Raw genomic sequence first — 18,023 nt, forward strand, 5'->3', positions numbered from 1 at the left:
AAGCGTTCCGTTCCACCTCACGGGGTGTCAGGGATATTTCATTCTTCCTTTTCAGACTATCCAAACTCTACGCATGAAGTCCCGATTCAATTCCCCCCAAGAATTTGGCTTGATCCATATTTCATTCTTCCTTTTCAGACTATCCAAACTCTACGCATGAAGTCCCGATTCAATTCCCCCCAAGAATTTGGCTTGATCCGGATTACTCACCTTTTTTTTGAGAATTATTGAATATTTTGGGGTATTCCGCAAAAAGAAAACTCCCGCAAATGTTTGATTTGCAGGAGTTTATCGAGTTTTGATACTCTTTTTTGTGATCCCGTTGTGATTCGAACACAAGACCTACTACTTAGAAGGCAGTTGCTCTATCCAGCTGAGCTACGGGACCCTGTAATACTAAAACAGTTGGTGGTAGGATCAAGCAACGATAAATTGCTTCATTTTTACTCCCAACTGATCATTCAATTTATAGTCGGGGAGACAGGATTCGAACCTGCGACCCTCTGGTCCCAAACCAGATGCGCTACCGGGCTGCGCCACTCCCCGAGTCATTTGCCCTACCTACTGATTCTAAATTTTCATCTATTTCAATAAGTCCAGAACGTTGCGGCTAACCGCTAAAAGAGAAACAGTGTAGAGGAAGCGGGATTCGAACCCGCGGTACCCTTGCGAGTACGGCAGTTTAGCAAACTACTGGTTTCAGCCACTCACCCATCCCTCCGTCTTTCCGTTCTGGGTTGCAAATATAGGGGGTTGTGATTCAGAAAAACAAATGTTTTAGAAAAAAAATCTTTGTCACAAGCTTCTATTGTCTATTTTTGGAAAACTTTTAATTAGTCAAAACGTTCATTATGAACTGGAATTACCCCTTTGAAACCACTGAATATTTTTTTATATTTTTTTTCCTTCTGGCTTACACGACGTTCATTATTCGTACCATTCGGGTGGCGCGGCAGCTCAATACAACCCCAAGAACACTGATATTAAAACTTTTTTTACGCACGATATCTTTCGCATTACTGATCATTAGCTTACTCGGGCCTTCATTTGGCGAGGCGGATCAGGCGATCCAGTCAAAGGGAAAGGATATTTATGTACTCGTTGACCTGTCAAAATCCATGGATGCAACAGACGTTACACCTTCCAGGCTGGAAAAAGTAAAATTTGAAATAAACCGTTTTGTCCACAATCAGCGATCAAACCGCATCGGCCTGATCGTTTTTTCCAATGACGCCTTTGTCCAGGTACCGCTTACCTATGACGGTGCCGCACTTGAACTTTTCATCCAAAGCCTGCAAACGAATCTGCTGCCGACAAACGGAACAAATATTTGCGGAGCCGCACAGCTGGCTTATGAAAAACTTGTCAGCGGCAGTGATCCTTCGAGCAGATCAAAAATGATCGTACTGTTTACCGATGGTGAAAACAAAAGTGACTGTCGCAGTTCATTTTATAACAATATCCGCCGGTTTGGCATTGGCCTGTATGTGGCAGGGGTCGGCACTAAAAACGGCAGCAGCATCCCTTCCGAAGGAAAACCACTTAAGGACCAGAAAGACAATCTTGTAATCAGCAAGCTGGGTGGCGATTTCCTCCAGACGCTGGCGACCAATTCAAGAGGATTTTATTACGAACTGAACAACGAAAAAAATGAAATCGGCCGGATGATAACCGATATCAACAACGCCGACGGCACGCTGGTAGACACACGGACGGTCACCGTTGTGAGCAATAAATATTACTATTTCCTTGCCGCCGCATTATTTTTATTACTGCTCGACGTTTTAATTACCATCAGAACGTTCCGACTCTGACGATCTCTTCTTATTTTTGCAGCGTAATCGGAATCAATATGAATGCCCTACTTCTTTATTTATTGCTTTTGCTCTGGGACAACCGTACTTTCGATTCAATTACGAAAACGAACGAACGGAAAGCTGGTGCGGAAATAGCCTATGAAAAGAAGCAATATAGCAACGCTTCGAAATTGTATCACCAGATTACCTATGGATCACTTTTTTCCGACCCGGCGGCTCGTTTAAATATGGCTCACTCCTATTATCAGGCGGGGCAATTAAAGGATGCATTGTATCATTATAGACTTTTAACAGGTGTAACCAACAAGACGATCGCTTCCATTGCCAATAGCCAGGTGGCTCTTATTATGGTAGCAAAAAAGGATACGGCAACGGCTTTGGAAAAACTCAAAGATGCCCTTCGTCTTGAACCGAGAAACACACTGGCCCGGTCGAATTATATCATTCTTAAAAAACGTTTTTCAGGCAATGAACAGCCTTCCAGCACAAGTAACGAAAGAAGGCAGGCCAGAAATGAAGCGAGTAAAAATCGGCCAAGCCCTTCGCAGCCAGAGCTGAAACCCGAAGGATTTGAACAGGAAGAAGCAGACAAACGCGAACAGCTTTTAAAAAGCCTGAAAGCAATGAATATGTCCGAAGAACAGGCGCGCCTGATTCTGGATGCAATGAAATCAAACGAATCCCAATATATTTACCAGCTCAGACGAAAACAGTATGCAAAAAAGTCTGAGCGAAATGAGACAATAGAATGGTAATTCTTACTAAATAAATCCATGAACAGTATCCCAGAAACTAATTTTCAATTTCCAGGCCAGACCGCTTTTTACAAGGGAAAAGTACGCGATGTATATTCCTTTGAAGATCGCCTGGTGATGGTTGCGACAGATAGAATTTCAGCTTTCGATGTTATCCTGCCAAGAGCCATTCCTTATAAAGGACAGGTTTTAAACCAGATCGCCGCCCACTTTCTATCGGCCACGGCTGACATCGTTCCCAATTGGCTGCAGGAAGTCCCGGATCCAAATGTGAGCATGGGTATCAAATGCAATGCCTATCCTGTGGAAATGGTTGTGCGCGGCTATCTTGCCGGACATGCGTGGCGGGAATATTCATCCGGAAAACGTTCTGTTTGCGGCGTATCGCTTCCGGACGGACTAAAAGAAAATGACAAATTGCCTACGCCGATCATTACCCCTACCACCAAAGCGCATGAGGGCCACGACGAGGATATTTCCCGTGAGGAAATCCTGAGTAAAGGATTGGTCTCCGAGGATGATTATGAACATCTTGAAAGATATACGCTGGCTCTCTTCAACCGCGGCACTGAAATGGCTGCTGACCAGGGACTTATCCTGGTTGACACCAAATATGAATTCGGCGAAATGAATGGCACAATATATCTAATAGATGAAATTCACACACCCGATTCTTCACGTTACTTCTACAAAGATGCCTATGAAGAAAATCAACGGTTAAACCAACCTCAGAAACAACTGTCAAAGGAATTTGTGAGAGAGTGGCTGATCCAAAATGGTTTTCAGGGCAAGGAAGGACAGGCCGTCCCGACCATGGATGATGACCGTATACAAATGATTTCTGAACGCTATATTGAGCTTTTCGAAAAAGTTTCCGGTAAAAAATTCCAGAAAAACAATTTAGACAATCCATTACAACGCATTGAAAAAGCCATTCTTCGCGCGCTAGCCTAAGAACGGTTTATAACTCAACCAATCAAATCATCTGGTTTTAACAAAAACTCGTATGAATTACAGCCTACAAAAAAAAGAACAATACGCCTTCATTGACCTTGAAGAAGCGGCTTTTACAAATGACATCCCTGCTTCCTTCGAGGAAACATCACGGGAACTTTTCCGTGAGGGATTCAACAACCTGATCGTAAACATGCAGGCCACCAAGTCAATCGACCCCAATGGAACGGCCATCCTTAAAAAAATCAACAGATTATGTATTAATGACCTGGGCTTACTGGTCATTGTTACCCGGGATGATGATTTTATCGATTTGCTTGAATCTTTAAAAATTCCTGACCTTAACATTCTGCCATCAAAAGAAGAAGCGATCGATGCCGTTTTTATGAACAATCTGGAAAACGAATTCGGAGCCGGCGATGATGACTATGACGCAGAAGACTATGACGGTGTGAGTGAATCAAGCGAACCCTGATCATTATTAATATAACAATAACATGAAATCACCTCCATAACGGGGGTGATTTTTTTATTTTACACAAAATTTTATTAGCTTAACTTAAACAAAGCAGCGCTAAATAAATGATCGGTTACAGCATAGAACAACAAAATCCTGCTTTATCAAATTTCCAAAGAATTCATCTACCCATTGACACATTATCAATATTTATAGATTTATTGTGACGAAATAACCGAATTCAAAGAGTTGGAGAAAATTTTGTGTTTTTCGTATTACACCAAATATTTTTTATCATTATCTTGCGAGGCTTTACACTATTCATAATACAATAGCGGTCGGCAATTGATTTAATTTGCTTATTTATATAAATTCTACATACGAATTTGTTAATAAATCTACACTCTTCGATATATGTCGCAAATGTCTGAAACAATGGTAGAACAACAGGGGCTTTATCGCCCGGAATTTGAGCATGATGCATGTGGGATAGGTTTCCGTGCCAACATTAAAGGTCGTAAGTCACACCAGATTGTGGCTGACGCTATTCACATGCTGGAAAGAATGGAGCATCGTGGTGCTACCGGTTTCGATCCTAACACCGGTGATGGTGCCGGTATCCTGATACAAATCCCTCACGAGTACTTTGTAGAGGAGTGCTCTAAGCTTGGTTTTCAACTGCCTCCCGCCGGTGAATATGGCGTCGGTATGATTTTCTTCCCAAGTGATGAAACGATCAGGGAAGAATGCAGGGATATCGTTAACCGTAAATTAAAACGGTTGGGATTAACGCTTTTGGGTTACAGAAAGGTCCCTACGCTAAACAATACGTTGGGCGAAGGTTCTTTATCGGTTGAACCCTTTGTTGAACAGGTTTTCATAAAGCGTCCGGACGATATTACAGAAGATATCGGTTTCGAACGTAAGCTATATATACTACGTCAGGTTTCTGCGCGGTTAATTAGTGACACGGTGAAAGGTGCAAAAGGCAGCTTTTACTATTCCTCTTTGTCATGCCGCACAATTTCCTACAAAGGACAGCTGACTACTGCACAGTTAAAATATTACTTCCCGGATCTTGAAAACGAATCCGTGGTTTCAGCACTTGCTGTTGTCCACTCCCGTTTCGCAACCAATACATTCCCGAAATGGGAACTTGCGCAGCCTTTCCGTTACATCGCCCACAATGGCGAGATCAACACGGTAAAAGGTAACGTGAATTGGATCCGTGCCGGTGAAAAAACTTTCCAGTCTGAGTTTTTCAGCAAAGAGGAAATGGATATGATCCTGCCGATTTGCGACAGAGACCAGTCCGATTCGGGGAACCTTGATAACGCCATCGAATTGCTGCACCTTTCAGGACGTTCACTTCCTCACGTGATGATGATGCTCGTTCCAGAAGCCTGGGATGGCAATGACCAGATGGATGCCGAACGTAAGGCATTCTATGAGTACCACGCGGCGATTATGGAGCCCTGGGATGGCCCAGCATCTATTTCGTTCACGGATGGAAAAATGGTTGGTGCCACACTTGACCGTAACGGTTTGCGTCCGTCACGTTACTGGGTGTTGGATGATGATACCATTATCATGGCGTCAGAAGCCGGGGTATTGGAAGTTGACCAGGCAAAAGTCGTTACCAAAGGGCGTTTGCAGCCCGGACGTATGTTCGTGGTTGATATGGAACAAGGCCGTATCATTCCGGATGAAGAATTAAAGGCACAGGTTTGTTCAGCGCAGCCTTATCAGCAGTGGCTGGATGACTGCAAATTGCACATCGAAGAGCTTGATCAGCCTATCCGCACGTACAGACAATACGAAGATTTTTCGTTGCTGAAACGTCAGATGGCTTTCGGATTTACTTCGGAAGACTTGCGTATGATCCTTGCTCCAATGGCACAAACGGGTATGGAAGCGATTGGTTCCATGGGTACAGATGTTCCGTTGGCTGTTCTTTCAGAGCAAAGCCAGCATATGTCGAGTTACTTCAAGCAGCTTTTTGCGCAGGTAACCAACCCGCCGATCGACTCGATCCGTGAAAGAGCAATCATGTCGCTGATCTCATTCGTGGGAAGCACAGAAAATATTTTGACAGAAACACCGCAGCATTGCCGTCAGATTGAATTACCGCATCCGGTGTTGACTGTTTCTGAATTTGATAAGTTAAGATTTATTGACAAAAATCACTTCCAGGCCAAAACAATCAACATCTATTTCCGAGCAGACCAAGGCGGAAAGGCGTTGGAACGTGCATTGGCAAGAATATGCCGTTATGCAGAAGAAGCGATTGAAGATGGTTTTGAGATCATCATTCTTTCTGACCGTGCCATCGACTCTGACCACGCGCCAATTCCAACCCTGCTTGCTACGGCAGCAGTGCACCACCACCTGATCCGCGAAGGGTTGAGAGGTCGTGTGGGATTATTGGTTGAAGCTGGTGATGTTTGGGAAACACACCACTTTGCAACCCTGATCGGTTACGGAGCCGCGGGTATTTGCCCTTACATGGCATTTGAAACACTTTCATTCATGAACCGCAAGGGCATGATCGATGGTCAGTTCACAGACGACAAGCTTTACTATAACTACATTAAGGCTGTTAACAAGGAGCTTTTGAAGATCTTCTCCAAAATGGGAATCTCGACACTCCAGTCTTACCAGGGCGCTCAGATATTCGAGTGCGTGGGTATGAATAAAGACGTGATTGACAAATATTTCACAGGTACCATTTCCCGCATCAGCGGTATGGGTATTTCCGAAATTGCGCGTGAAGTGCTTGTGCGGCATAAAGTGGCTTACCATGAAGAATCAACCCTTACACCTCGTTTAGAAGTTGGTGGGTTCTATCAGTGGAAACAGCGTGGCGAAGCGCATATCTTCAACCCGCAGACGGTTCACTTACTCCAACATTCGACAAAAAACAACAGTTACGCTGAATTCAAAAAGTATTCAAAACTAATTGATGATCAGACGCATAAGGCACTTACACTTCGTGGATTATTACGTTTCAAAAAAGGAATCTCCATCCCAATCGAAGAAGTAGAGCCGGTTGAAAACATATTCAAACGTTTTGCAACGGGTGCGATGTCCTTTGGATCGATATCATGGGAAGCCCATACCACCCTGGCCATTGCCATGAACCGTATTGGCGGAAAATCCAATTCGGGTGAAGGTGGAGAAGATGAACTTCGCTACAAAACAATGCCCAATGGTGACAGCATGAATTCTCAGATCAAGCAGGTTGCTTCTGGACGTTTCGGGGTGACCAGCCACTATTTGAGCAATGCAGGCGAGTTGCAGATTAAAACGGCACAAGGTGCGAAACCAGGTGAAGGCGGTCAGCTTCCAGGGCATAAAGTAGATGACTGGATCGGACGTACGCGTCACTCGACACCGGGTGTAGGGCTTATCTCTCCCCCACCGCACCACGATATTTATTCGATTGAAGATTTGGCACAGCTGATTTTCGATTTGAAAAATGCAAACCGTGCGGCTCGTATCAGTGTGAAACTGGTATCCGAGGCGGGTGTTGGAACCGTTGCTGCCGGTGTGGCAAAAGCCCATGCTGACCATATCCTGATTTCCGGTTATGATGGAGGAACAGGTGCTTCGCCGCTGAGCTCAATCCGTCATGCGGGACTTCCGTGGGAACTTGGTTTGGCAGAAACACACCAGACACTTGTTAAAAATAAATTACGCGGACGTGTAACCGTACAGACGGATGGTCAGCTTCGTACAGGCCGCGACCTTGCCATTGCAGCCATGCTGGGTGCAGAAGAATGGGGTGTTGCAACAGCGGCGCTTGTGGCTGCAGGTTGTATCATGATGCGTAAATGTCACTTAAATACCTGCCCGGTTGGGGTTGCTACGCAGAATAAAGAGCTTCGTGCATTGTTCTCCGGAAAACCTGAGCATGTGGTGAACATGTTTACGTTCATGGCGCAGGAACTTCGTGAAATTATGGCACAGCTTGGTTTCCGTACCGTGAATGAAATGGTTGGACAAGTTCAGTACCTTGAACCACGTCACGACCTGAAACACTGGAAATACAAAAACCTTAATTTCGATGCGATCCTGTTTAAGGATGCCGACCTTTCGGTTGCACAATACAAACAAGAAGATCAGGATCACGGAATTGACACGATCATTGACCTTAAACTGATCAGCGCGGCGAAAACTGCACTTGAAAATTTGGAAGAGGTTTATGGTGAATTCCCGATCAATAACCTGAACCGCGCGGTCGGTACGATGTTATCTAACGAAATATCGAAACTGCATGGCGGCGTAGGGCTTCCGAAAGGAAATATCCATTTCCGTTTCCGCGGAACAGCCGGACAAAGTTTTGGCGCTTTCAACACAACAGGTATCCGTCTGGAACTTGAAGGTGACGCGAATGATTACTTTGGAAAAGGTCTTTGCGGTGCTGAACTGATCGTTTATCCGGATCGTGATTCTAAATTCAAACCGGAAGAAAATATCATCATCGGTAACGTGGCATTTTATGGTGCAACTTCCGGTGAGGCTTATATCCGCGGTACCGCTGGTGAGCGTTTCTGCGTAAGAAACTCAGGAGCGAAAGTGGTTGTAGAAGGATTGGGTGACCATGGTCTTGAATACATGACAGGTGGTTTGGCTGTAATTCTTGGTTCAACAGGACGGAATTTTGCAGCGGGTATGTCAGGCGGTGTAGCTTATGTTCTTGACAAACAAGGAGATTTCCGCGAGAAGGTTAACTTTGAAATGGTGACACTTGAAACTATCAATGAAGAAGACCAGGTGATCCTGCGCGAATTCCTGGAAAAACACTTCCAGTATACAACATCTAATGTGGCATTCCAGCTTCTGCAAAACTGGGAGGAGGCTGTGAAGCAATTTGTGAAGGTACTTCCAACGGACTTTAAGAAAGCCCTGGATAGCCGCGGCATTACGCTTGCCCAGCAAATCGCTGATAAAAATGTTGTGTATCAGGACATTGTTGTCGACGTAGAACATCTTTAACAGCTATTAACCGTAAGCTGTTGGCTGTTAGCTTCGGGACGCAGCACCGCAAGGTGTACAAACAGACAGCCCAATTGAATCACGATTAATAAGGAAATTAATAAGAATGGGAAAGCCAACCGGATTTATAGAGTTTGAAAGGGAATTACCAAAAAAACGCCCTGTCGAAGAGCGCCTTCATGATTACAAAGAGATTGAAACAGCACCGATAGAATCGAAGTCTAAAGAACAGGCTGCGCGTTGTATGGACTGTGGAATTCCTTTTTGCCACAACGGATGCCCGCTCGGAAACATTATTCCCGAATTTAATGATGCCGTTTATGACGGTAACTGGGGACTTGCTTACGAGATTTTAACATCGACCAATAACTTCCCGGAATTTACGGGAAGAATTTGCCCGGCACCTTGCGAAGCATCCTGTGTTTTGGGTATCAATAAACCGCCTGTTGCGATTGAATTTATCGAAAAATCAATCGTTGAAAAAGCGTTCGAACTGAATCTTGTTAAACCAAGATTCCCGAAGAAACGTACGGGTAAAAAAGTAGCTGTGGTTGGTTCTGGCCCTGCCGGAATGGCTGCTGCCAATCAGCTGAACCAGGCTGGCCACACCGTTTCCTTATTGGAACGTGCCGACAAAGTAGGTGGATTGCTGCGTTACGGTATTCCTGATTTCAAGCTTGAAAAGAAAGTGATTGACCGTCGTCTTGCCGTTATGCAGGAAGAAGGTATCGAGTTTATTACGAACGTAAACGTTGGTGTGGATATCACGGCCGACGAGCTTCTTAACGACTACGATGCAGTGGTTTTGACAACCGGCTCAACGGTACCAAGAGATTTGAACATCGAAGGCCGCCAGTTTAAAGGGGTTCATTTTGCCATGGAATTCCTGAGCCAGCAAAACAAACGTGTGGCTGACATTTTCCCGGAAGTGGATCACCGCGGAGCACCGTATAAAAACGGCCAGCTTCTTGCGACTGGTAAAAATGTAGTGGTGATTGGTGGTGGCGATACAGGTTCTGACTGTGTCGGAACTTCAAACCGTCATGGCGCGGCATCGGTAACCCAAATCGAATTGATGCCGGTACCTCCGAAAGATCGCGATGCAAGCACACCATGGCCAAACTGGCCCATGATGCTTCGTACATCCACTTCGCACGAAGAGGGTTGCGACAGACACTGGTCTATCAATACAAAATCATTTGTAGGTGACGAAAATGGTAACCTGGCAGGCTTGAAAATTGTTAAACTTGACTGGCAGAAAGACCCTGAAACGGGCCGTATGCAAATGAAAGAAGTTCCGGGAAGCGAAGAGACCATTCCATGCGAACTTGCTCTTTTGGCAGCTGGTTTCCTTCATCCACAACAGGAAGGACTTTTGAAAGACCTGGATCTTGAATTTGATGAAAGAGGTAATATCAAAGTGAATGGCTATCAGTCGACAACCAATGAGAAAGTTTTTGCAGCAGGCGACTGCCGCAGAGGACAATCTTTGGTTGTTTGGGCGATCAGTGAAGGACGTGAAGCTGCACGTGCAGTGGATGAATTCCTGATGGGCGAATCATTCCTTGAAGCCAAAGCAGTATCGATGCTGAATCCGGTTTTCGCTCACGCGTGAAAGGATAGCAATACGGACGAATAAATCATTTGACAAATGAAATAAGCCACTCTTTTTGAGTGGCTTATTTCATTTACATCGTTTCTGAAATTTAAATTTTATCGGATTGCCAGGGATCGTCGTTATATTTGAGTTATAAATTACGTCCTTTTATTGACTTGTAAATACACATACTAATGTTTTTACATTATTCTCCATTTTGGCTGAAAGCACTTTTCCCACGTTACAAATGGCACGTGAACACACAGGAAAAAAAGATCTTCCTAACCTTCGATGACGGCCCGATACCGGAAATAACCGAGTTTGTAATGGCCACCCTGAAACAATATCACGCCAAGGCAACCTTCTTTTGCATCGGAGATAATGTACGCAAACATCCGGCCATTTTTAAGGAGATCCTGGCACAGGGACATTCCGTCGGGAATCACACCTTCAACCACATGAATGGCTGGAAATCCGGGGATGCCAAGTATATGGACAATATTGCATTATGCAAAAAAGAGCTGAATTTAAATACGAACTTATTTCGTCCGCCTTATGGCAGGATGAAAAAAAGCCAGTCGCGGCAACTCCCGGCTCACACGGAAATAATCATGTGGGATGTATTAAGCGGTGATTTTTCGCCGACAGTATCACCGGAAACCTGCTTAAAAAAAACAATCAAACACGCCAGACCGGGCTCCATCGTATTGTTTCATGACAGCCTGAAAGCAGCCAAAAACATGCAATATGCCCTGCCCCGCTTTTTAGACCATTTTACCAAAAAGGGTTACCGCTTTGAAGCGTTGCCCATGTTGTAATTATACATTATTATCAGATTAACAGAATACCAGCAATGATTGAAACGCATGCCCATATATATGATGAAAAGTATGAAGAAGATCGCACCGAAATGCTTCAGCGTGCCTGGGATATTGGCATAGAGCAAATCTGGATGCCCAATTGTGATCATACCACCATTCCCGGCATGATGCAGCTTGCGGAAACCTATCCGGATCGTTGCCTGCCCATGATCGGCCTTCATCCTACCTATGTAAAAGAAGGTTTTGAAAAAGAGCTACAAATCGTTGAGGAGTGGCTGAACAAGTATGAATTTATTGCCATTGGCGAGATCGGGATGGATTTATTTTGGGATAAAACATTCCGTCCGCAACAGGAAGAAGCATTTTTATTCCAATGTGCATTAGCCCAAAAACATAATTTATGGATCGATATTCACAGCCGTGATGCTTTTTGGGAAACGGTTGCATTGATTGAAAAATTCGGGGATTCGTCCCTAACCGGGATTTTCCACTGCTTCATCGGCTCTCTGGACGAAGCACAGAAGGCCATTGAACTGGGTTTTAAACTCGGTATCGGAGGTGTATCCACTTTTAAAAACGGAGGCTTGGATAAGGTTCTCCCCTTCATCGGTCTGGAACATATTGTTTTGGAAACTGACAGTCCATACCTGGCTCCTACCCCTTATCGTGGCAAAAGAAATGAGGTTTCTTACATCGACCTGGTTGCGCAGCGCATGGCAGATTTAAAGGAAATCAGCAAACAGGAAGTTATCGCAGCAACTACCAAAACAGCGAAATCTTTGTTGACCCGAACTAATTAACCAAACAACTTTCCGACAGATTAAATGGCTTATAATAAGATACATATCAACCCCATTTCACCCGAACCACCCCGTGCATCGGTGCTGGTAATTTACACGGGAGGAACGCTGGGCATGGTTTATGAAACAAAAGGAAAACAGCTTGTTCCTTTTAACTTTGAGCAGGTGATTGAAAAAGTACCTGAAATCCGCAGGCTGGATTTTGAGATTACTTTTCTCACGCTCAATCCGATTGACTCATCCAACATGAATCCGGATATCTGGGTTGAGCTGGCCAAAATCATTGATGACCAGTACAACCTTTACGACAGTTTCGTGATCCTGCATGGCACGGATACAATGGCTTACACGGCCTCCGCATTAAGTTATCTGCTGGAAGATCTGAACAAACCGGTGATCCTTACGGGGGCGCAGCTTCCTATCGGGGTGGCAAGGTCAGACGCCCGTGAGAATTTTATTACCGCCCTGGAACTGGCAGCCTCTGTCCGGGAAGACGGAACGCCAGTTTTATCTGAAGTATGCGTCTATTTCAATTCCAGGCTGCTGCGCGGAAACCGGAGCAAGAAACAGGAAAGTTCGGATTTCAACGCTTTTCATTCCGAAAACTACCCGCACCTGGCCAATGCAGGCGTTCGTATCGATTGGAATTTCCCATTCATCAAAGCCTATAACCCCGACGCAAAACTTAAAATACGTGAACAGCTCGACACAAACGTAGCATTTTTAAAACTGTTCCCCGGTATTAACAAGCAAGTGGTACAATCCATTCTGGGAATTTCAGGATTAAAAGGCGTGGTCATGGAAACCTATGGAGCCGGCAACGCGCCGACTGACGAGTGGTTTTTGGAAGCCATAAGGGAAACCATTGAACGCGGGATCATTATTTTCAATGTTTCGCAATGTGACGGCGGACGTGTAGCACAAGGACAATACCAAACCAGTAAATATCTGAAACAGGTGGGGGTCGTAAGCGGATCCGATATCACGGCCGAAGCAGCTATTACCAAAATGATGTATATTTTTGGCAAAGAAACGGATCATGCAAAATGTGTTGAAATGCTAGGAATGCCAGTTTGTGGGGAGATGTCAGTTTGATAAACTTTTTACCATGAAAAAGCTTATTATACTCTTATTTTCGGTCATTAACCTTGAGGCCATTGCGCAGCCTGTGAAGTCTCAGCTATATGCAGACAGTACTTTTGGCTGGATGAAAATTTACAACAACACGGTTGTTCCTAAACCCATCAGTTCCGAAGGTAAAACATACAGCACGGCACAATTGCAAATCGCCAATAAATTTCAGGAGTGGATGCAGCAAAGTTATTTACCCAAAGGCGGTTCTGGGGAAATAAAAAAATTTGTAAACGATGACGCTACCTTTATAGAAAACAAAAAAGCCCTTTATCATTCCTACGGTGCGTATGCAAAAACGTATACCATCCTAAAAAAAGATGCAAATGGCAAAATAGTACCCATGACCGGCGATGGATATACCTGGCATATCAGAGCCAATGGCATTGCAACATTTAGTACCGAAGTAGAATCGCTCAGTTCGGATGAGCAATATTATTTTACCTTGCAAGCGGTCCGTCAGGATGATAAAACGGCAAATACCCAGGATGTTGAAAGCGCTAAATTGTCAGGCTTCGGCACGCATCCGATGTTAAATCAATATTCACATTTTTATACCTCAAAAAACAATACTGATGCGGGTAGTTTTTATGTGGTGATCCTCTGCCAGGATAATAAATTGCCCTGGATACCCATAACCAAAGCGGAATATTTTCAGAAACTGGAAGAAGGTATTAATCGTGAATATCAAAAAGAAATTGCACTGCGTACCAGAACAAAACAAACGGATTACGTAGAAAGAGCAAAAGACACTTTTAAAAAAGCCATGGTAAATCTAAAACGGCTAAAAGAAAAGTACGAAAACCAGATGAATGAATTTGCGGCGTTAAGAAGCAATGATGATCCGGGCGGTTATCACATAAGTAACTATAAAAATGGAGAGCCGGACATGTTCGATGAGAAAAAAGGCTACCCAGCTTTCCCCATTTATAAAGTACCCAAACAAACCCTGGATAAATGCAGCAGTCCTCAACCCCAGTGGATCGCTATTTATTGGGATCCCCAACTTCATCTGCATGAATCCATTCTCTCCAATTTTAATTTTGACTATGTATACAATTATTTTTTTGACAAGGATAAAATAACCGGGCCTTACAAACCGCGACGTTCGCCTAAATAAAACACAGAATTTATACGAACATCTTTCTTAATTCCGGTAGCCAATGCTCCAACAGGTCGCGGCAGTTGACCACTTTTTCAGCCAGGTCGTTCAACACGTAGAAATAGTGATTGGATGCCTCAAAACCCAGTCTGCTATCACTTCCCTGTAATTCCGCCATCCGTTTGGCCAGGACAATTTCCTTTTGCAGGATGCCTTCCAATTGCGAAATCAGATCGAGAGCAGTCTTTTTTTCCACACCCGAAGAAAGCTGGTCACGGATAAGATTGAAGCGCGTCTGGTTGACAATACTCCCGTAATGTATGGCTATCGTTTCCGCAACACCGCATTCCTTCACCAAAGCCGCGCGTTGTGGTTTCGTCAGATTAATCCCGTCTGTTTCTTTTTTAAGCGCTCTTAAGGCCAAATTAAAGCCGTCCGCAATTTTGTCCAGCTGCGACATAAAGACCGCCACAGGGTAAGAAGCCCGCCAGCTGGTGACGTCGTCATATGGAATGCCAACCATGCTGGCTGTGTAACCCGTAGGTTTTGACCAGAGCAAATTAGAAGGGCCAACCTGCAAAGGAGCAGAATAAACGACCGCCCCCTCATACGGAAATTCGCTAAAAGCTTTACTGTAAGATTGCCAGGCCTGTGTCACCGCATGGCCGGCAGCCCCATATCGGCGCTGTGCTACTTTTTGCATCGCCTGCATGGGCGTAATGGTTTCACTGCTTCCCATTTCTGCCACCACTTCCAGATTCGGGGAGGGATATCCACCCAAGGTCCAGCCCAGCATCAAGCCATCCACTTTTGTATTTCTCAGGTTCTGGGCATGTGTTGCTATATTTTCCAGCGCAGGAATGTAGGGTACCGCCGCAATTTCCCAGGTATTGCCAGCCTGTATTTTCGCGATTGTTTTCAAACCGTTTTTGCGGGCAATCTCCCAATGTCGCAATGCCCTTGGGCCCGGACCGATGGACGAGATCGAGTACTCACCTACTTTACTTTTGATACCGCCTCTTTCAATAGCCAGGTCCCATTCGCTCACACTCATCAGTGCTGATTCCGGAGGTAATTTTGAAATGATTTCTTCTGCCCATTCGTTTTTCCAGCCCCAATCCCAAACGATCAGTTGTGGTTCTTTTACCTGATTATTTCCAGCCTTATGGACTTCCAGACCTTTTTTAATACCGGTCATATAAATCCTGTTCAGTTCGGAAATTACTTCCGCAGCTCCTTTTTTGGAACAGCGCGGACATTCCCCGCCTTTTCCATGAGACCAGCAGTTGGTATGGTTCTCCGACGCGGTAATGGAGAAAAAGCCAGCCAGATCAGGAATCCGGGACGTGATCGTGGCCATTGAATCGGTCAGATACTGCTGCACGAGCGAATGAGAAGTACAAAGCGCCGCCTGATTTCCAATGGTAACACCTTTCAAATCGGGGTTTTTATCAAAAAAAGCAAGCGGCATAAACCGCGGTTCATTCAGATAAAGATAAATCCCGATGCCGTGCTTTTTGGCTTTCTGTACCATCTTCCCCAGGTTTTCCAACCTTGTTTCCCAATGCTCACTTATCGAAGGATCCCACGGAAATGGCGTCAGTTTGGAAAGTACAATATGCATCCAGGTCCCATCCATTCCGGATGCCGACATCTGTTCCAGGTAGCCATCCGGATAAGGATCGATTCCTTTTTCTAAAAGCGGGTCGCCGAACAATGCAAAATATGCATAGCCAAAACGGGGTGCGAAACCTGATGCAGCCCGGGATTTGCCTGTTTCCGGCATTTTTGACAAATCGTCTACAAACTGAAACAAAGGTTCCTTCGGTTCAGGAAATCCGGCTTTGAATTCTTCCCTCAGGACTTTCGCTAGCCATTGCTGCCGTTTTTTATCATCCCCTGACAAGCTCCGAAACCGAACTATTTCACAGTCAGGCTTGATACTCCCCAGCTTGATATAAAAGAAATCATCCTCCTGAAGCGTAAAGGTTAGTTTCTCCTCTGTCCAGTCTAGTAGTTTCAAAAGCTGTTCACGCGGTAGTAAATGCCAGTTGCGGCGTATGACCGTCAGATAACTTCTCTGCTGCTGGTCCAGCGTTACAGGTTTGTACGCCGGCAAACCTATGGCCCTCGCCATTCCGATCAGATCCTGCGGCTTCGCCCCTACAACGTCCGCAAGCCGCCCGATAGGGACAAGGTTCCAGTTTCTCCACAAATAGGCATGCAACAAATCCGGGAAATGCGGCAGTGCAACAGGTTTTCTTCCAGCGATAGGCTGATAAGTCATGCCCGCCAAAGCGGGAACGGTCAGCGCACCAGCCGTCAATACGGAAACAGATGTCAGAAATTTTCTTCTTGAAAGTGTCATATAGTACTATTAATTCCAGCCCGGATTTTGTTTCAGATTTTTATTCTTCGAGATTTTAAGCCTGTGGGACAGGCATCAGGTACATTTTAATGTAGCATAAACTTGCTCGTATGATAAAAAGTACATTCATAACTTACACTGTTTTTACGATTAGCTAATCATTTTAAAAGCACCAAAAAACACCGAAACAAATTAACGATCATTGCTATACTTTTTGCAGAAGAGCACGGATAATAGCGCGTCACCCGCTAAATCCCGGCTGGATACCTGCCATAAATAACCCTGAATACATATTCTTTCCCACCGACCAGGTCGGCCAACAGATTTTCATCATCAGGTTGAAAGTTACCCTTCATTAATGCATAAATTAATCCGAGATCATGTTTGAATCAGTCAGAAACCAGCAGTCAAAGACCGAACGGCTCCCTTTGCAATTTACATCGTTTTCTTTTAATACTACAAATAATAAATGTACCCTTTTCTGACAAACAACGATTTCAGTAATTGCGAAGATTTCGATGCAGGATAAAATATCATAAAGCAAAGCGATCAAACAAAATGATCTGTACTTATCAAAAACATCAAATCTGCATCTGTTATGTGATTTTCTATATTAAGAACTTTGGCTTTTGAAATTTGACAGCCAACCTAAAACTTAATATGCAAATAGTAAACAGTACAAATGCAGACATTGATACAATTTTCGAATTGTACAATCATGGAACAGAACATCAGAAAAAAGTAGCAAAAAAGCACTGGAAAGGCTTCCAACGTTCACTGATCGAACAGGAAATTTCCGAACAAAGGCAATGGAAAATTATCATTGACAACGTGATTGCCTGTGTTTTTGCTATCGATTACAATGATCCCGACATTTGGGGAGATAAGGACAATGATCCTTCGGTTTATATTCACCGCATTGCTACCAATCCCGTTTTCCGAGGCAGGTTTCTCGTGAAACAAATCGTGGACTGGGCAAAAGAACATGCCAAAGAAACTCAAAAAACCTTCATCCGAATGGACACGGGTAGTGGCAATGAGAAATTAAACAATTATTATGTGCGCTGCGGATTTACTTACCTGGGCGTCGTCAAACTAACAAACAGCGACAGCCTGCCGGCACATTACAAGGATGGCGATTTCAGTTTGTTTGAGATCCGGCTTTAATAAAAATCATATTTTCATTTCCGGGGTTAATAGGGCTAGTCAGAGCATATTAACCC

At 44.4% G+C, this 18,023-nt stretch carries 12 protein-coding genes and 3 tRNA genes; 11 read left to right on the plus strand and 4 right to left on the minus strand.

Annotation, left to right across the window (positions count from 1 at the left end):
* Positions 1-314: 314 nt before the first annotated feature.
* The 3 genes from RB622_RS27075 to RB622_RS27085 form a co-directional block, all read right to left on the minus strand.
* Positions 315-388 (minus strand) — tRNA-Arg (locus RB622_RS27075).
* Between the two features lie 84 nt (positions 389-472).
* A tRNA-Pro gene (locus RB622_RS27080) sits at positions 473-546 on the minus strand.
* A gap of 88 nt (positions 547-634) precedes the next feature.
* A tRNA-Ser gene (locus RB622_RS27085) sits at positions 635-721 on the minus strand.
* Positions 722-851: 130 nt separating this feature from the next.
* Here RB622_RS27085 and RB622_RS27090 point away from each other — a divergent pair.
* From RB622_RS27090 to RB622_RS27135, 10 genes are all read left to right on the plus strand, one after another.
* A complete protein-coding gene (locus tag RB622_RS27090) occupies positions 852-1,814 on the plus strand; it encodes a VWA domain-containing protein (RefSeq protein WP_308049932.1) in 963 nt (320 codons plus the stop codon).
* 38 nt (positions 1,815-1,852) lie between these two features.
* A complete protein-coding gene (locus RB622_RS27095) occupies positions 1,853-2,572 on the plus strand; it encodes a hypothetical protein (RefSeq protein WP_308049934.1) in 720 nt (239 codons plus the stop codon).
* Between the two features lie 18 nt (positions 2,573-2,590).
* Positions 2,591-3,526, plus strand: coding sequence for a phosphoribosylaminoimidazolesuccinocarboxamide synthase (locus RB622_RS27100; protein ID WP_308049935.1), 936 nt, complete (start codon positions 2,591-2,593; stop codon positions 3,524-3,526).
* Positions 3,527-3,578: 52 nt separating this feature from the next.
* Positions 3,579-4,001, plus strand: a complete 423-nt coding sequence (locus RB622_RS27105) for an anti-anti-sigma factor (protein WP_308049936.1) — start codon at positions 3,579-3,581, stop codon at positions 3,999-4,001.
* 396 nt (positions 4,002-4,397) lie between these two features.
* The gene (gene gltB / locus RB622_RS27110) at positions 4,398-8,981 is read left to right on the plus strand and encodes a glutamate synthase large subunit (protein WP_308049937.1); all 4,584 of its coding nucleotides are present in this window, start codon (positions 4,398-4,400) and stop codon (positions 8,979-8,981) included.
* 106 nt (positions 8,982-9,087) lie between these two features.
* Positions 9,088-10,596, plus strand: a complete 1,509-nt coding sequence (locus RB622_RS27115; RefSeq protein WP_308049938.1) for a glutamate synthase subunit beta — start codon at positions 9,088-9,090, stop codon at positions 10,594-10,596.
* A 176-nt stretch (positions 10,597-10,772) separates the two neighbouring features.
* Complete coding sequence (locus RB622_RS27120; protein ID WP_308049939.1) at positions 10,773-11,396, plus strand: polysaccharide deacetylase family protein; 624 nt, start codon at positions 10,773-10,775, stop codon at positions 11,394-11,396.
* 35 nt (positions 11,397-11,431) lie between these two features.
* Positions 11,432-12,199 (plus strand): TatD family hydrolase, encoded by a 768-nt coding sequence (locus tag RB622_RS27125; RefSeq protein ID WP_308049940.1) that lies wholly within the window; start codon positions 11,432-11,434, stop codon positions 12,197-12,199.
* Positions 12,200-12,223: 24 nt separating this feature from the next.
* Positions 12,224-13,294, plus strand: a complete 1,071-nt coding sequence (locus RB622_RS27130; RefSeq protein WP_308049941.1) for an asparaginase — start codon at positions 12,224-12,226, stop codon at positions 13,292-13,294.
* Between the two features lie 13 nt (positions 13,295-13,307).
* Positions 13,308-14,450: a hypothetical protein gene (locus RB622_RS27135; RefSeq protein WP_308049942.1), complete on the plus strand. Its 1,143-nt coding sequence runs from the start codon at positions 13,308-13,310 to the stop codon at positions 14,448-14,450.
* A 10-nt stretch (positions 14,451-14,460) separates the two neighbouring features.
* Here the strand turns inward: RB622_RS27135 and RB622_RS27140 are convergent, their stop codons facing one another.
* Complete coding sequence (locus RB622_RS27140; RefSeq protein ID WP_308049943.1) at positions 14,461-16,800, minus strand: hypothetical protein; 2,340 nt, start codon at positions 16,798-16,800, stop codon at positions 14,461-14,463.
* 660 nt (positions 16,801-17,460) lie between these two features.
* On the opposite strand from RB622_RS27140, the gene RB622_RS27145 reads away from it, so the two are divergent.
* Positions 17,461-17,967, plus strand: a complete 507-nt coding sequence (locus RB622_RS27145) for a GNAT family N-acetyltransferase (RefSeq protein ID WP_308049944.1) — start codon at positions 17,461-17,463, stop codon at positions 17,965-17,967.
* Positions 17,968-18,023 lie beyond the last annotated feature (56 nt).

Origin of the sequence: Dyadobacter sp. LHD-138 (genome assembly GCF_030929615.1) — a bacterium.
Lineage (GTDB): Bacteria > Bacteroidota > Bacteroidia > Cytophagales > Spirosomataceae > Dyadobacter.

Excerpts from the sequence above, each read along its gene's own strand:
- RB622_RS27090 (WP_308049932.1), top strand. The coding sequence starts at position 852 with ATGAACTGGAATTACCCCTTTGAAACCACTGAATATTTTTTTATATTT.
- RB622_RS27095 (WP_308049934.1), top strand. The coding sequence starts at position 1,853 with ATGAATGCCCTACTTCTTTATTTATTGCTTTTGCTCTGGGACAACCGT.
- RB622_RS27100 (WP_308049935.1), top strand. The coding sequence starts at position 2,591 with ATGAACAGTATCCCAGAAACTAATTTTCAATTTCCAGGCCAGACCGCT.
- RB622_RS27105 (WP_308049936.1), top strand. The coding sequence starts at position 3,579 with ATGAATTACAGCCTACAAAAAAAAGAACAATACGCCTTCATTGACCTT.
- gltB (WP_308049937.1), top strand. The coding sequence starts at position 4,398 with ATGTCGCAAATGTCTGAAACAATGGTAGAACAACAGGGGCTTTATCGC.
- RB622_RS27115 (WP_308049938.1), top strand. The coding sequence starts at position 9,088 with ATGGGAAAGCCAACCGGATTTATAGAGTTTGAAAGGGAATTACCAAAA.
- RB622_RS27120 (WP_308049939.1), top strand. The coding sequence starts at position 10,773 with ATGTTTTTACATTATTCTCCATTTTGGCTGAAAGCACTTTTCCCACGT.
- RB622_RS27125 (WP_308049940.1), top strand. The coding sequence starts at position 11,432 with ATGATTGAAACGCATGCCCATATATATGATGAAAAGTATGAAGAAGAT.
- RB622_RS27130 (WP_308049941.1), top strand. The coding sequence starts at position 12,224 with ATGGCTTATAATAAGATACATATCAACCCCATTTCACCCGAACCACCC.
- RB622_RS27135 (WP_308049942.1), top strand. The coding sequence starts at position 13,308 with ATGAAAAAGCTTATTATACTCTTATTTTCGGTCATTAACCTTGAGGCC.
- RB622_RS27140 (WP_308049943.1), bottom strand. The coding sequence starts at position 16,800 with ATGACACTTTCAAGAAGAAAATTTCTGACATCTGTTTCCGTATTGACG.
- RB622_RS27145 (WP_308049944.1), top strand. The coding sequence starts at position 17,461 with ATGCAAATAGTAAACAGTACAAATGCAGACATTGATACAATTTTCGAA.